This window comes from Kitasatospora sp. NPDC088783 (assembly GCF_044750705.1).
Classification (GTDB): domain Bacteria; phylum Actinomycetota; class Actinomycetes; order Streptomycetales; family Streptomycetaceae; genus Kitasatospora; species Kitasatospora fiedleri.
Genome location: NZ_JBIVKJ010000011.1, coordinates 229,841 through 243,707 on the forward strand (window position 1 = coordinate 229,841; position 13,867 = coordinate 243,707).

The window sequence follows — 13,867 nt, forward strand, 5'->3', positions numbered from 1 at the left end:
CCGTGGATGAGAAATAAAGGAGGTGCGCACAGCGCAGCCCGGCAACCTTACCGACGGGTAGGGTTTCCGACCAGGGGCAGCGCCGCAGGTGACGGAGGGTGAGGGCGGAAAGCGGCCGAGCGGGTGAACCGGATTGGTCGTGGACCCGACATACGGGGGAAATATGCCAACTTCACCGAACCTGCGACTACTCTGCGCCCCTACCTGCCAGTCCAGGCCGACCGTTTGTATAGTGTGCGCCAGCAGCCACCGGCTGCACGGCCGGCGCGTCCTCACTCACAGCGGGATGCTCACTCGCCGTTACTGCCCCGCTCGGGTGTCCCACACACACCCGGGCGTGACACCGGGACGGATTTCATGGTGCTGGGGGAGATCCCGACAACCCGCGTGCCCGGCCGACTGCAGCAGTCGCCCGGTCACCTCATCCGCGTGGCCCAGCAGGTGCACACCCGCTTGTGGTCCGAATACGTCGGTACCGAGCTGACGGCCCCGCAGTTCGCGGTGCTGCTGGTACTGGCCCTGGAGCCCGGAGCCGACCAGCGCACGGTCGGCGAACGGGCCTCGCTCGACAAGGCGACCATGGCCGAGATGGTCGCCCGGCTGGTCCGGCGGGGCCTGGTGCTCCGCCGCCGGGACCCGGCCGACGGCCGGCGCAAGCTGCTGGCCCTCTCGCAGAACGGCGCTCAGGCCGTGCGCGAGGCGACCGGCGGCGTGGTCCGGGTCCAGCGGACCCTGTTCGAGCCGCTCAGCCCCGAGGAGCAGCTGGAGATCGTCCGGGTGATGGCCCGGATAGCCCGGCTGGAGCCCTCCGCGGTCGCCGTGATGGGGGACGCCCGGCCCACGCTGGACGCCCAGCGGGCCATCGGCTACCTGATCCGGGTCGCCCAGCAGGTGCACACCAAGCTCTGGTCGGAGAAGGTCGGCACCGAGCTGACGGCACCTCAGTACGCGGTGCTGGACGCGCTGGAGACCGAGCCGGGCGCCGACCAGCGCACGGTCGGCGAGCTGGCCTCGCTGGACAAGGCGACGATGGCCGAGATGGTCAGCCGGCTGGTCCGGCGCGGCCTGGTGCTGCGCCGCCGCGACCCCTCGGACGGTCGGCGCAACCTGCTCTCGCTCTCCCCGACCGGCCAGGAGCTGCTGCACCGCTCCACCGCAGGGGTCCGCGAGGTCCAGGAGGCGCTGCTCTCCCCGCTGGAGCCGCAGGAGCACGCGCAGGCGCTCGCCCTGCTCGCGAAGGCGGCCCGGCTGTAACGATTCTGCAAAGCGTCGCCCGGTCGTTCGGGCGGCGACCGCGCCCCGGCCGGTAACGCGGCACCGCCCGGGACGTGTCGGAAGGGGCCGACACCCTCGGGTGTCGGCCCCTTCCGACGTTCACGGACCCGCTCCTTGCTGACTCTGCGTCAGCGGACGGGGCGTCAGTTCCAGTCGAAGGCGGCCGGGTCCGGGCCGATCCGCTGCCCGGTGGCGATCCCGTCGATCGCGGCCAGGTCCTCGGCGTCCAGCTCGAAGCCCGTGACGTCCAGGTTCTCCCGGATCCGGGCGGGGGTGACCGACTTCGGGATGGCGATCACGCCGGACTGCAGGTGCCAGCGCAGCACCACCTGGGCCGCGGTGCGGCCGTGCTTGGCGGCGACGGCCAGCAGGGCGGGCTCGGCCAGCAGGTCCTTGCCCTGGCCCAGCGGGCTCCACGCCTCGGTGGCGATGCCGTGCTCGGCGTGCAGGGCGCGCAGCTCGGCCTGCGGGAAGTAGGGGTGCAGCTCGATCTGGTTGAGCACCGGCTTCACCTCGGCCTCCTTGAGCAGCAGCTCCAAGTCCGCCACCCGGAAGTTCGAGACGCCGATCGCGCGGACCCGGCCCTCGGCGTGCAGCTGCTCGAAGGCGCGCCAGATGTTCAGGAAGGTGTTGCCGTGCATCGGGCGCGGCCAGTGGATCAGGTACAGGTCCAGCCGGTCGAGGCCGAGGCGGCCGAGCGACTCGTCGAAGGCGCGCAGCACCCGGCCCTGGCCCTGCTCGCCGGACCAGTCGACGGTGCCGGAGTTCCACAGCTTGGTGGTCACGAACAGCTCGTCGCGGGCCACGCCGGACTCGGCGATCGCCTGACCGGTGCCCGTCTCGTTCTCGTAGATCGCGGCGGTGTCGATCGAGCGGTAGCCGGCCTCCAGCGCGGTGCGCACCGCCGGGACGGCCTCCTCGTCCGGCACCTGCCAGACGCCGAAGCCGAGCTGCGGGATGCGCACGCCGTTGTTCAGTGCGATCGAGGGGACCGCGGGGACCGCCTCGGCCGAGGGGGTCGAGGGGGTCGAGGTGGTCGGGGGTACTGCGGGGGTGCTGGTCACGGAAGGAGTGCCCTTCGGTTGCGGTTGGCTTCTGCTTCTCTGCTTCCGGAGCGGTGGCAACGGCGGTGAACTCCGGCTTATTCCCCGCGCCGGAGAGTTCCCCGGAACGGATGAAAGTGGACGGGGCCGACGGCCGGATCGGGCCGATCCGCCGGAAAACCTGTTGCGTGCGTCACAGCGGGACGGCCAGGCTCACCGCATGTGACGAGCTGACCACGCCTTCCGCCGCGCACCTCCGACGCGCCGGAGCCCGCACCGGGCCCGGCCGACCGACGCCGCCCGCCCGTGTTCCCCCGGCCGGACGCCCTCCCTCCCTCCTGCTCCCCGCTTCTGGCCTGCTGTCCCGCCGCGTCCCGTCCGGGCGCTCCCCTGCCCGTCCCGTCCCCGTAACGGAGCGACCATGCCGCTCGTCCCCCTTCCGCTGCCCGATCCCGGCAGCCCGGACCTCAGCTCACCGCTCGGCTTCCTGCGCTGGCTCGGCCGGGCCCAGCGCCGGGGCCAGTTGCTCGCCACGCTGTGGTGCACCCTGGAGCTCGGCTCGATGGCCGCGCTGCCCGTCGCGGTCGGCCGAGGCGTCCAAGCCGTCGTCGACCGGGACACCCGCGCCCTGCTGACGGCCGGGCTGCTCGCCCTACTGCTGTCCGCCACGCAGACCGCGATGACGGTGCTGGTGCACCGCCAGGTGGTGTGGAACTGGATCCACGCCGCCTCCCAGGTCCGCCAGTTGGTGGCCCGCCAGGCCTCCGCGCTGGGCGGCGGCCTGAGCCGGCGGATCGCCACCGGCGAGATCGTCGCCGTCTCCAGCGGCGACGTCGAGAAGATCGGCTGGTACGTCGAACTCACCGCCCGGCTGCGCGGCGCGGTGCTGGCCTGGCTCGGCGTCAGCGCCGTGGTGCTGTGGCGCCAGCCCGGCCTCGGGCTGGCCGTGCTGCTCGGGGTGCCCGTGCTGGCCGCCGCGGTGTGGCCGCTGCTCGGGCCGTTCGAGCGGCGCTACACCGAGCAGCGGGCGCTCGGCGGCCGGGCCTCCGAGTTGGCCGCCGACACGGTGGCCGGGCTGCGGGTGCTGCGCGGCATCGGCGGCGAGGAGCTGTTCCTGCGCCGCTACCGGGCCGCCTCCCAGCGGGTCCGGGCCGCCGCCGTCCGCACCGCCCGGACCTGGGCGGTGATGCAGGCCCAGGAGGTGCTGCTGCCCGGCCTGTTCGTCATCGGCGTCACCTGGTACGGCGCCCGGCTGGCCCTCGACGGGTCGATCGGCGTCGGCGAGCTGATCGCCGTCTACGGGGCCACCGCCTTCCTCGCCGCCCCGCTGCGGGTGATCGGCGAGGCCGCGCACGCCTGGAGCGTCGCCCGGGTCTCCGCCGGGCGGGCGGTCAAGGTGCTCTCGCTGACCCGCGAGGGCGGGGCGGCCGGGGGTGAGGGTGGCGGATCGTCAGGTCGGGTCTTCGCGGACGGCGTTGACGTGCCGGGTGCGGACGGCTCTGGTGGGGCGGCCGAGAGCAATGGTGACGGAACGTCAAATCCCTTCTTCACGGACGGTGTTGAAGGCGTTGACGAGCCGGGTGCGGACGGTTCCGGCGGGGCAGTGGACGCGGACGGTGCGGGGGTGGCGGTCGGCTCGTCCGGGGTGGCGGAGCTGGTGCGCCGGGCCGCGCGGTCGGACCTGCACGACCCGGTCAGCGGGCTGACCGTCCGGGCCGGTCGGCTGACCGCCGTGGTCTGCGGGGACCCGGACGCGGCGGGGGAGTTGGCGGCCCGGCTCGGCGGGCGGCCGGTGCTCGCCGAGGGCGAGCGGGCCAAGCCCTCCGTCCGGCTCGGCGGGGTCGCCCTGGACGGGGTGCCGCTGGCCGCCGCCCGGGCGGCGGTGCTGGTCCACGACAAGGAGCCGGTGTTGCTCTCCGGCACCCTGGCCGACCTGTTCGACGTCCCCCGCTCCGGCCGGGTCGGACCCGCCGAGGCGCTGGCCGCCGCCCGCGCGCAGGACGCGCTGGAGGCACTGGTCGAGGGCTCGCCCGAATGCGCGGACGACCCGATGGCGGCCCGGATCACCGAGCGCGGCCGCTCGCTCTCCGGCGGCCAGCGCCAACGCCTCGCGCTGGCCCGCGCGCTGGTGGCCGACCCGCCGGTACTGGTGCTCGACGAGCCGACCAGCGCCGTCGACGCCCACACCGAGGCGCGGATCGCCGCGGGCCTGCGCGAACTGCGGGCCGGGCGCACCACGGTGGTCTTCGCCACCAGCCCGCTGCTGCTCGACCAGGCCGACACCGTCCTGCTGCTCCAGCGGGGCCGGGTCGCCGCCACCGGCACCCACCGCGAGCTGATGGCCGCCGAGCCGCGCTACCGGGCCGTCGTCACCCGGGACGAGAGCGCGCCGCCGGAGACCGGCGCGCCGGAGCCGGTGGGCGCATCGGAGCCGGTGGGGCCGGGCGGTCCGGCGGGGTCGGCCGAGGTGCCGGTGGGCTCGGTGCTGCCGGGGGGTGCGGAGTGAGCGGGCACCCGTCCGGCCCCCGGCCCGGCCCGGCGGCCGGCCGCCGTCCGGACGTCCAGCCGATCCGCAGTCGTAGCTGTGGCCGCAGCCGTGGCCGTAGTCGTCGCCGCAGCCGCGGTCGAAACCGAAGGAGCACGCCGTGAAGCCCCCGAAGATCCACGAGCAGGGGCCGGCCACCACGCTGCCGGTCGGCTCCACCGCGGCCGTGCGGGCGTACGGGCGGATGCTGCTGCGGCGGCACCGCGGGGGCCTGGCGGCGGTGGTGGCGCTGCACGGGACGGCGACGGTGGCGGGGCTGGTCGGGCCGGCGGTGCTCGGGTCGCTGGTGCAGTCGCTGTCGGCGGGGAGCGGCGGCGGGCGGATCGCCGCCGCGATCGGGTGGTACCTGGCCGCGCTGGTGGTGCAGTCGGTGTTCACCGGGCTGTCGCTGCTGCGCGGCAGCGTGCTCGGCGAGGAGGCGCTGGCCGACCTGCGGGAGGACTTCCTGGTCCGCTCGGTGGCGCTGCCGCTCGGCGTGCTGGAGCGGGCCGGCACCGGTGACCTGGTCTCCCGGGGCACCACCGACATCGACCGGCTGGCCCGCTCGGTCCGCGACGCGGTGCCCGAACTGGTGGTCGCGGTGGTCTCGGTGGTGCTGGTGCTCGGCGCGCTGCTGGTCACCTCGCCGCTGCTGGCCGCCACCGCCGTGCTCGGCCTGCCGCTGCTGTTCTTCACCTCCCGGTGGTACTTCCGCCGGGCCCCGCAGTCGTACCGCAACGAGTCGGCCGGGTACGCGGCGGTCAACACCGTGCTCGCCGAGACGGTCGACGCCGGGCGGACGGTCGAGGCGCTGCGGCTCGGCGACCGCCGGGTGCAACTGACCGACCGGAAGATCCGCGAGTGGGTCTCCTGGGAGCGGTACACGCTGTGGCTGCGCAGCGTCTGGTTCCCCACCGTGGACGGCACCTACGCGCTGGCCGTGCTCGGCACCCTGGTGCTGGGCGGGCTGTTCGCCCTGCACGGCTGGGTCAGCCCGGGCCGGCTGACCACCGGCGTGCTGTACGCCCAGGCGCTGGTGCACCCGGTCTCCCGGATCCTGCGCTGGTACGACGAGTTGCAGGTCGGGCAGACCTCGCTGGCCCGGCTGGTCGGCGTCCACGAGGTCGCCGAGCCGGAGACCGACGCGGCGCTGCGCCCGGACGGCCGCCGGGTCGAGGCCCGGGAGGTCAGCTTCGGCTACCACGAGGGGGCGGACGTGCTGCGCGACATCACGCTGGACGTCGAGCCGGGCAGCCGGGTGGCCCTGGTCGGGCCGTCGGGGGCGGGCAAGTCGACGCTGGGCCGGCTGCTGGCGGGCATCTACGCGCCGGGCCGGGGCCTGGTCACGCTCGGCGGGGCCCAGCTGTCGCGGATGCCGGCCGAGCGGGTGCGCACCGAGGTCGCGCTGGTCAACCAGGAGCACCACGTCTTCGTCGGCACCCTGCGGGACAACCTGCACCTGGCCCGGGCGGAGGCCGACGACACCGAACTGCGGGCCGCGCTGGCCGCGGTCGACGCCGAGGAGTGGGTGGACGCGCTGCCGGACGGGCTGGACACCGAGGTCGGCTCCGGCGGCGCCGCGCTGACGCCCGCCCAGGCCCAGCAACTGGCGCTGGCCCGGCTGGTGCTGGCCGACCCGCACACCCTGGTGCTGGACGAGGCCACCTCGCTGCTCGACCCGCGGGCGGCCCGGCACCTGGAGCGCTCGCTCTCCCGGGTGCTGGCCGGGCGCACCGTGGTGGCGATCGCCCACCGCCTGCACACCGCGCACGACGCCGACGTGATCGCGGTGGTCGAGCAGGGCCGGATCACCGAGTACGGGCCGCACCCGGAGCTGGTGGCCTCCGGCGGGCCGTACGCGGCGCTCTGGCGGTCCTGGCGCGACGAGAGGTAGCGGCCCGAGGAGACCCGAGGAGACCCGAGGAGAGGTGACGGCCCGACGGGAGGGGCGGCGGTCCGGTGGGCGGGCCCCGCCGCCGCACCACCCGTCCGCCGCCCCGGAGGGGGTGTGGCGCGGACGGGTGAATGGGCGGGTGAATGGCGGCCGGCGGCGGGGTGGCGCGGTGGTCGGTGGGCGGGGCGGGCGCAGACTGCGGGGGTGACCAAGACATCAGGTGGTTCTCCGTCAGGCACCCAGCGCAACGAGATCGCGGGGATTCCGACCCGGTACATCGGGATCGGCGTCATCGTGGTGCTGGCGATCTGGTTCCTGTTCGCCAACCTGGAGAAGGTGAGGATCCAGTTCTGGGTGTTCACCGTCACCTGCCCGCTGTGGATCGCACTGCTGGCGACGCTGCTGGCCGGGACGGCGCTGGGCTGGCTGCTGAAGGGCCGGCGCGCCAGGTGACGGCCCCGGGGGAGGGCGCCGGGGCGGCACCGGGAGGAGTGCCGGCAGGGGTGCCGGGCGGCCTGGTGGGGGAGCCGCTGATCGAACTGCGCGGGGTGAACAAGCACTTCGGGCAGCTGCACGTGCTCCAGGACATCGACCTGGTGGTGGGCCGGGGCGAAGTCGTGGTGGTGATCGGCCCCTCCGGGTCGGGCAAGTCCACGCTGTGCCGGGCGATCAACCGGCTGGAGACGGTGGAGAGCGGCAGCATCCTGATCGAGGGGCAGCCGCTGCCCGCGGAGGGCAAGGGCCTGGCGAAGCTGCGCGCCGAGGTGGGGATGGTGTTCCAGTCCTTCAACCTGTTCGCGCACAAGACGGTGCTGCAGAACGTGACGCTGGCCCAGATCAAGGTCCGCAAGCGCGGGAAGGCCGAGGCGGAGGCCAAGGGCCGCCAACTGCTGGAGCGGGTCGGGCTGGAGGCGCACGCGGCCAAGTACCCGGCGCAGCTGTCCGGCGGCCAGCAGCAGCGGGTGGCGATCGCCCGGGCGCTGGCGATGGACCCGAAGGCGCTGCTGTTCGACGAGCCGACCTCCGCGCTCGACCCCGAGATGATCAACGAGGTGCTGGAGGTGATGCGCTCGCTGGCCGCCGAGGGCATGACGATGGTGGTGGTGACCCACGAGATGGGCTTCGCCCGGTCGGCCGCCAACCGCGTGGTGTTCATGGCGGACGGCCGGATCATCGAGGACCGCGTCCCCGAGGAGTTCTTCGCCGACCCGCGCAGCGAGCGGGCCCGGGACTTCCTCTCCAAGATCCTGAAGCACTGAGGTGGTCCGGGTGAGGAGACGCCTCGTGCCCCTGCTCGCGGTGCTCGCGGTGCTGGCGGGCCTGTCCGGCTGCGGCAAGGAGGGCACCCCGCCGCCGAAGGGCCCGCAGGCCGGCGCGCTGCCCAGCTACCAGGTGCGCGGCGGCGACGCCGTCACCGGCTCGCCGACCCTGGACGCGGCCCGCGCCCGCGGCCACCTGGTGGTGGGCGCCAAGGAGGACCAGCCGTACCTGGGGCAGAAGAACCCGGCGACCGGCGCGTACTCCGGCTTCGACATCGAGATCGCCAAGATGGTCGGCGCCGACCTGGGCTTCGCCCCGGAGCAGATCGAGTTCCGCACCATCGCCTCCGCCAACCGCGAGACGGCGCTGCAGAACGGACAGGTCGACTACTACGTGGGCACCTACACCATCAACGACAACCGCAAGAAGCTGGTCGGCTTCGCCGGGCCGTACTTCACCGCCGGGCAGTCCCTGCTGGTCCGCAAGGACGAGACCGGGATCGACGGGCCGCAGGACCTGGCCGGGCGGAAGGTCTGCTCGGCCGCCGGGGCGACCCCGTACCAGCGGATCCAGCAGGACTACCCGAAGGCCAAGCTGATCGGCTACGACACCTACTCGGCCTGCGTGGACAACCTGATCACCGGCCAGGTCGACGCGGTGACCACCGACAACGCGATCCTGCAGGGCTACGCGGCGAAGGTCCCGGAGGAGTTGAAGATCGCCGGGCAGCCGTTCTCCACCGAGCCGTACGGCATCGGCGTGCCGAAGAACGACACCGCGCTGCGCCTGGCGCTGGACGACGCGCTGGAGCGGCACGAGCAGAACGGCGACTGGAAGAAGGCGTACGAGGCGACGCTCGGCCTGTCCGGGGTGCCCGCGCCCGAGCCGCCGGCCGTCGACCGGTACCAGTAGAGGGAGGAGGACAGGTGAACGTCCTGACCGACAACTGGTCCACGTACTGGCACGGGTTCCTCGGCACGCTGTGGCTGACCCTGGTGAGCGCGGCGCTGTCGCTGGTGCTCGGGGTGGTGGTCGCGGGCTTCCGGGTGTCGCCGGTCAAGCCGCTGCGGGCGTTCGGCACCGGGTGGGTGACGGTGCTGCGCAACACGCCGCTGACGCTGCTGTTCTTCATCGTGGTGCTGGGCCTGCCCCGGTTCGACATCACGCTGCCGTTCTTCACCTTCGCGGTGCTCGCGCTGGGCTGCTACACCTCGGCGTTCGTCTGCGAGACGCTGCGCTCCGGGGTGAACACGGTGCCGGTCGGGCAGGGCGAGGCGGCCCGCAGCCTGGGCCTGACCTTCACCCAGACGCTGGGCCTGGTGATCCTGCCGCAGGCGTACCGGGCGGTGGTCGCCCCGCTGGGCAGCGTGATGATCGCGCTGGCCAAGAACACCGCGATCGCCGGGTCGTTCAGCGTGGTCGAACTGCTCGGCACCTATCGGACCCTCAACGAGCTGGGCTACAGCATCGTCTGGACCTTCGTCTGGATCGCGCTCGGGTACCTGGTCCTGACGCTGGCGATCAGCGCCCTGTTCAACCTGCTGGAACGACGGGTGGCGGTGTCCCGATGACGGTGGAGTCCTCCGCGCTGTACGACGTCCCCGGCCCGAAGGCGCTGGCCCGGCACCGGCTGTACGGGTGGCTGGCGCTGCTGCTGATCGTCGCGGTGATCGGCTGGGTGGTCTACATGCTGTTCCACACCCAGCAGTTCACGTACCAGAAGTGGATGCCCTTCGAGTACAAGGGCGTTCAGGAACTGCTGCTGCGCGGCCTGGCCAACACCCTGAAGGCCTTCGGCTGGACGGCCCTGTTCGCGCTGCCCTTCGGCGCGCTGTTCGCCGCCGGTCGGCTCTCCGAGCACCGGGTGGTGCGCTGGGTCTCCACCGTGGTGGTGGAGTTCTTCCGGGCGATGCCGCTGCTGGTGATGATCTTCTTCATCTTCGTCGCGCTCAAGGCGCCGCCGATGTGGGCGCTGGTCGCCGGGCTGACGCTGTACAACGGCTCGGTGCTGGCCGAGGTGTTCCGGGCCGGGGTGCTTGCGGTGCCCAGGGGGCAGCGGGAGGCGGCGTACGCGCTGGGGCTGCGCAAGACCCAGGTGATGGCGTACGTGCTGGTGCCGCAGGCGAACCGGGCGATGCTGCCGACCATCGTCAGCCAGCTGGTGGTGGCGCTCAAGGACACCTCGCTCGGGTTCCTGATCACCTACGAGGAGTTCCTGCACGCCGGGAAGCTGATCGCCACCAACCTCGACTACGACCTGCCGTTCATCCCGGTGGTCATGGTGATCGCCCCGGTCTACATCGGGATGTGTCTGCTGCTCTCCTGGTTCGCCAAGTGGCTGGAGCGGCGCGGGCGGCGCAGCCCGAAGGTGAAGGGCGGCGCGCCGGTCGCGCCGGCCGGGTTCACGCCCGATCCGCAGGGGTAGCCCACGGTGACCGGCCGGGTCGGTTAGGGTCAGTGGGTCAACGACCGGTGCCGACCTTCCCAGGAGTTGCCGCATGTCCGTGCTGCCCAGCCGCCAGGGCCTGTCCGAGGCCGAAGTGCTCGACCGGCGGGAGAGCGCGAGCGGCGAGGTGGTGCTGCGGCGGCGCGGGGAGCACTGCGAGGTCATCGTGAACGGCTGCTTCCTGATGGACACCGTCGACGGCCGCTCCGAACGGCTGCTGGTGCGGGCCGCGTTGGACGGGCTGGCGGCGGTGGAGCGCCCCAGCGTGCTGATCGGCGGGCTGGGCGTCGGCTTCTCGCTGGCGCACGCCGCCGCCGAGCCGCGCTGGGCGCGGATCGCGGTGGTCGAGCGCGAGGCGGCGATCATCGACTGGCACCGCACCGGCCCGCTCGGCGCGTTCTCCGCCGGGGCGCTGGACGACCCCCGGGTGGAGGTGCTGCACACCGACCTGGTCGAGTACCTCGGGCGGGACGGGGAGCGCTACGACGCGCTCTGCCTCGACGTCGACAACGGCCCCGACTGGACGGTCGGCACCGAGAACGGCCGCCTGTACGCCCCGGCCGGGCTGGCCTCCGCCGCCGCCCGGCTCAACCCCGGCGGGGTGCTGGCGGTGTGGAGCGCCCAGCCGTCCGCCGCCTTCGAACGGGCGCTGCGGGAGGCCGGGTTCACCGGCGTACGGACCGAGGAGGTGCCGGTCGAGCGCGGCGTGCCCGATGTGGTGCACCTGGCACGCCGCGCCTGACTATCCGTCAATCAATGCGCTAGTTGAGCCCGTTGGCGATGGCAGTCATCAACTCGCTGTTGGCGGTGTCGCCGTCGAAGGGCCAGACCATCGCCCCGGCGAGGCCCTGCTCCTTGATCCAGTTGGCCTTCCGGGTGATCTCGGTCGGGTCGTCGTAGGTGTAGAGCACGGTGCCGTTGTGGGGGTAGGAGCGGCCGGCCACCGGGTCCCGGTAGAGGGTGTAACCACCTTTCGTGGCAAGCTACTTGACTTGTGTGGTAGTTCTCGTGGCTGCCCGGCGCGGGGCCGGTCGCGGGCTGGAGCAGGCCGTTGGTGCTGCCGCGCGGCACGCCCGTCCAGCCGCGGCCGTGGAACGGGACGCCCAGTGTCAGTTCCGACTTCGGGGCGCCGCCGTTCACGTACGCGTTGATGGCGATCTCGGAGCTGAAGCGCCGGTCCGGGGCGGAGGGGTCGCCGGCGGCGAAGTCGAACGCCCCGAACAGGCCCGGGACGTCGATGCCCGCGGTGCTCTTCGCCGGGTCGGCGGGCAGGAAGGCGCTCAGCGTGTAGTGCTTGCCGGTGCTCGCGTCGAGGGCGTCCAGCTGGCGGTGGAACTCCTGGGCCGGCAGGGTGCAGTCGGCCTTGTCGGCGGGCCGGACGACGTTGCCGAGGTGGCCTCCGAGTTCGGCCGCGCCCAGTCCAGGTCGATGCAGGAGGAGACCGGCGCCTTGCGCGAGGCGTCGGTGGCCGCCGCGTCGGAGAACCACTTGCTGTAGGACCAACCGCCCAGCGAGATCCGCACCTTGAGGTGCGGGTGCTTGGCCTTGAGCTGCGGAGCTGGTTGAAGTTGCCGGCCAGCTGCTGGTCCCAGGTGTCGGTCGTGCCCGCCACCGAGGTGGCCGCGTCCCAGCCGCGCCCGAAGTCCGCCCAGACGTCGCCCGCGCCGTCGCCCGCGTTCGGGTCGGAGTCGTTGCCCGCCGCCTTGTTGGTGGGGAAGCACTGTTTGGTGGACGGGTGGATGTGGGCGAACGCGTAGTTCAGGTGGTCGAGTTTCGCGGCGCTGCCCGAGGTGTCCAGCTTCTTCAGGCTGTAGCCGCGCGCGTACACCGACCACTGGGTGAAGTAGCCGATGGTCAGGTTGGAGACCGTCGCCGCGGTGGCGGGGCGGGGACGGACGGGGCCACGGTGTCCGGCGGCGGCGGGACGATGGTGAGCGTCGCCGGGGCGGAGGCCGCCGAGCGGTTGGCCGAGGGGTCGAACGTGACCACCGTGCAGGTGTGCGGGCCGTCCGCCAGGCCGGTGAGCGTCACCGCCGTGCCGTCGCCCGTCGCCGTGGACAGCTTGGCCGCGCCCTCGTACACGTCGTACCCGGCGACCTTGACGTCGTCGGTGGACGCCGTCCAGGAGAGCGTGGCCCGGCCCGTGCCGGACCGGGACGCGGTGACGTCGGCCGGGATCGTCGGCGGCCGGGTGTCGCCGCCACCGCCGTCGCACGGGCCGGCCGTTCAGCTTGCAGTTCCGCAGCTCGGCGTACGGGCCCGAGTAGGCCACGTTGAAGCCGAAGCCGTAGGAGGTGCCGGGGGCGATCTGCGGCTGCCAGCTCGGGTTCTTCACCGTGACGTGCGAGGCCGCGGCGGTGTACGTGGCGTTCCACCGCGCGCCGAGGGTGCGGTTCGCGGGGAGGTCGAACTCCGGCGTCCAGCCGTTGATGGCGGCGCTGCCAGCGGTGGTGACGGTGTAGCCGCCGCCGTAACCCGTGCCTCGGTTCTGGTTCTGGTCCTGGTGGAAGACCGCGGTGGGCTCGGCCGCGTGCGCGGCCCCGGCCGGTAGGGACACCGTCGGCAGCGGGGCGAGCAGGCTGCCGGCGGCGAGGAGGGGGAGGCGGTACCGACGTCTGCGCATGAAGGGGCTCCTGCCCGGGAGCGGTGCCGTGCGGGGCGCGCGCGGGACGGCTCCACTGCCGGTGGGGGAGGAGAGGTGCAGGTGCGGATGGCAGGCCGCGACCCGGCCGGAGTCCCGGCGGGCGGGCGCGGGAGGGGAACTCCTCGGCCGTCGGGGAGCCCGGGAAGTCCTGTGTCATTGGAGGGTAGGGGTCAGGTAATGGAATGGCAATGGGTCTGTACCATGCCGAATTTTCCGCAAGGGGACGGGAGTCGGGGGTTTGAGCGGCGGGTCCTCCGGCGGCGCGGTCACGGGGGAGGACGGGCAGGACGCGGGCGGGGGCGGGGAGTGCGTGAGGGTGATGTGTGTGACACGCGTTCCCATCGAGCCGGTGGGTGCGGCATGATCATTGGCATGCTCGAACGTGAGATCGAACTGTTGGCACAACTCCTGGCGGAGTTCGAGGCCCTGCGGTTCCCCCCGGGCTGGCACGACCGGGAACCCGGCGGCACGTGCCTCCTCACCCTCGCCACCACCCTCACCGCCTGCACCGCCGCCGCCCTCGACGGCCCGCTCGCCCCCCGCCACCGTGAGCACCTGAGCCAGCGCCTCGCCCTCCTCTCCGACCTGCTGCCCGCCGTCGCCGCCGACTCGTACGCCACCGGCTACTTCGTCGCGCTCTACCGGATGGCCTCGCTCGCCGAGGAAGTCGACGACCGGCGGGCGGTGGAGACCGGCTGACGGGTTGGCAGGCTGACCGGCTGACCGGCTGACGGGGCGGCGGGTCGGCGGAAAGGCGAACGGCGAGCCGGGGACCGGCTCG

General features: G+C 73.3%; 14 protein-coding genes and 2 pseudogenes. 10 read left to right on the forward strand and 6 right to left on the reverse strand.

What is annotated here, in order from left to right; genetic code table 11:
* The first annotated feature begins 453 nt into the window (after positions 1-453).
* The gene (locus ACIP60_RS27950; RefSeq protein ID WP_233533620.1) at positions 454-1,254 is read left to right on the forward strand and encodes a MarR family winged helix-turn-helix transcriptional regulator; all 801 of its coding nucleotides are present in this window, start codon (positions 454-456) and stop codon (positions 1,252-1,254) included.
* Positions 1,255-1,418: 164 nt separating this feature from the next.
* Here the strand turns inward: ACIP60_RS27950 and ACIP60_RS27955 are convergent, their stop codons facing one another.
* Entirely contained in the window at positions 1,419-2,258 is an 840-nt protein-coding gene (locus ACIP60_RS27955; protein ID WP_400689288.1) for an aldo/keto reductase, read from the reverse strand.
* A gap of 481 nt (positions 2,259-2,739) precedes the next feature.
* On the opposite strand from ACIP60_RS27955, the gene ACIP60_RS27960 reads away from it, so the two are divergent.
* The 8 genes from ACIP60_RS27960 (at position 2,740) to ACIP60_RS27995 (ending at position 11,184) form a co-directional block, all read left to right on the forward strand.
* Positions 2,740-4,824 (forward strand): ABC transporter transmembrane domain-containing protein, encoded by a 2,085-nt coding sequence (locus tag ACIP60_RS27960; protein ID WP_400689146.1) that lies wholly within the window; start codon positions 2,740-2,742, stop codon positions 4,822-4,824.
* A gap of 139 nt (positions 4,825-4,963) precedes the next feature.
* Positions 4,964-6,736 carry an ABC transporter ATP-binding protein gene (locus ACIP60_RS27965; RefSeq protein ID WP_400689149.1) on the forward strand — a complete coding sequence of 591 codons (1,773 nt, stop codon included), beginning with the start codon at positions 4,964-4,966 and terminating at the stop codon, positions 6,734-6,736.
* 204 nt (positions 6,737-6,940) lie between these two features.
* Complete coding sequence (locus ACIP60_RS27970) at positions 6,941-7,189, forward strand: LapA family protein (protein ID WP_100835509.1); 249 nt, start codon at positions 6,941-6,943, stop codon at positions 7,187-7,189.
* Positions 7,190-7,251: 62 nt separating this feature from the next.
* Positions 7,252-7,995: an amino acid ABC transporter ATP-binding protein gene (locus ACIP60_RS27975; protein WP_400689291.1), complete on the forward strand. Its 744-nt coding sequence runs from the start codon at positions 7,252-7,254 to the stop codon at positions 7,993-7,995.
* Positions 7,996-8,020: 25 nt separating this feature from the next.
* Entirely contained in the window at positions 8,021-8,908 is an 888-nt protein-coding gene (locus ACIP60_RS27980) for a glutamate ABC transporter substrate-binding protein (protein ID WP_400689152.1), read from the forward strand.
* Positions 8,909-8,922: 14 nt separating this feature from the next.
* A complete protein-coding gene (locus ACIP60_RS27985) occupies positions 8,923-9,567 on the forward strand; it encodes an amino acid ABC transporter permease (RefSeq protein ID WP_111554309.1) in 645 nt (214 codons plus the stop codon).
* Positions 9,564-10,421, forward strand: coding sequence for an amino acid ABC transporter permease (locus ACIP60_RS27990; protein WP_400689157.1), 858 nt, complete (start codon positions 9,564-9,566; stop codon positions 10,419-10,421). The genes ACIP60_RS27985 and ACIP60_RS27990 overlap by 4 nt, the downstream gene beginning before the upstream one ends.
* Positions 10,422-10,494: 73 nt before the next feature.
* Positions 10,495-11,184 carry a spermidine synthase gene (locus ACIP60_RS27995; RefSeq protein WP_400689160.1) on the forward strand — a complete coding sequence of 230 codons (690 nt, stop codon included), beginning with the start codon at positions 10,495-10,497 and terminating at the stop codon, positions 11,182-11,184.
* Positions 11,185-11,203: 19 nt separating this feature from the next.
* On the opposite strand, the gene ACIP60_RS28000 is transcribed toward ACIP60_RS27995, so the two are convergent.
* The 5 genes and pseudogenes from ACIP60_RS28000 to ACIP60_RS28020 form a co-directional block, all read right to left on the reverse strand.
* Entirely contained in the window at positions 11,204-11,386 is a 183-nt protein-coding gene (locus ACIP60_RS28000; RefSeq protein ID WP_400689163.1) for a glycosyl hydrolase family 18 protein, read from the reverse strand.
* Positions 11,387-11,534: 148 nt separating this feature from the next.
* Positions 11,535-11,792 (reverse strand): annotated as a pseudogene (locus ACIP60_RS28005) (glycoside hydrolase); the annotation flags it as partial.
* Positions 11,723-12,277, reverse strand: coding sequence for a glycosyl hydrolase family 18 protein (locus ACIP60_RS28010; RefSeq protein WP_400689166.1), 555 nt, complete (start codon positions 12,275-12,277; stop codon positions 11,723-11,725). The pseudogene ACIP60_RS28005 and the gene ACIP60_RS28010, both read right to left, overlap by 70 nt.
* Positions 12,278-12,296: 19 nt before the next feature.
* A complete protein-coding gene (locus tag ACIP60_RS28015) occupies positions 12,297-12,524 on the reverse strand; it encodes a hypothetical protein (RefSeq protein ID WP_400689169.1) in 228 nt (75 codons plus the stop codon).
* A 196-nt stretch (positions 12,525-12,720) separates the two neighbouring features.
* Positions 12,721-13,065 (reverse strand): annotated as a pseudogene (locus ACIP60_RS28020) (cellulose binding domain-containing protein); the annotation flags it as partial.
* Between the two features lie 393 nt (positions 13,066-13,458).
* Between ACIP60_RS28020 and ACIP60_RS28025 the strand changes: the two are divergent.
* On the forward strand, positions 13,459-13,785 hold the full coding sequence (locus ACIP60_RS28025) for a hypothetical protein (RefSeq protein WP_400689172.1): 327 nt from the start codon (positions 13,459-13,461) through the stop codon (positions 13,783-13,785).
* Positions 13,786-13,867 lie beyond the last annotated feature (82 nt).

What these genes read in the sequence shown, in the direction of transcription:
- ACIP60_RS27960 (WP_400689146.1), top strand. Translation starts at nt 2,740, where the DNA reads ATGCCGCTCGTCCCCCTTCCGCTGCCCGATCCCGGCAGCCCGGACCTC.
- ACIP60_RS27990 (WP_400689157.1), top strand. Translation starts at nt 9,564, where the DNA reads ATGACGGTGGAGTCCTCCGCGCTGTACGACGTCCCCGGCCCGAAGGCG.
- ACIP60_RS27995 (WP_400689160.1), top strand. Translation starts at nt 10,495, where the DNA reads ATGTCCGTGCTGCCCAGCCGCCAGGGCCTGTCCGAGGCCGAAGTGCTC.
- ACIP60_RS28025 (WP_400689172.1), top strand. Translation starts at nt 13,459, where the DNA reads ATGCTCGAACGTGAGATCGAACTGTTGGCACAACTCCTGGCGGAGTTC.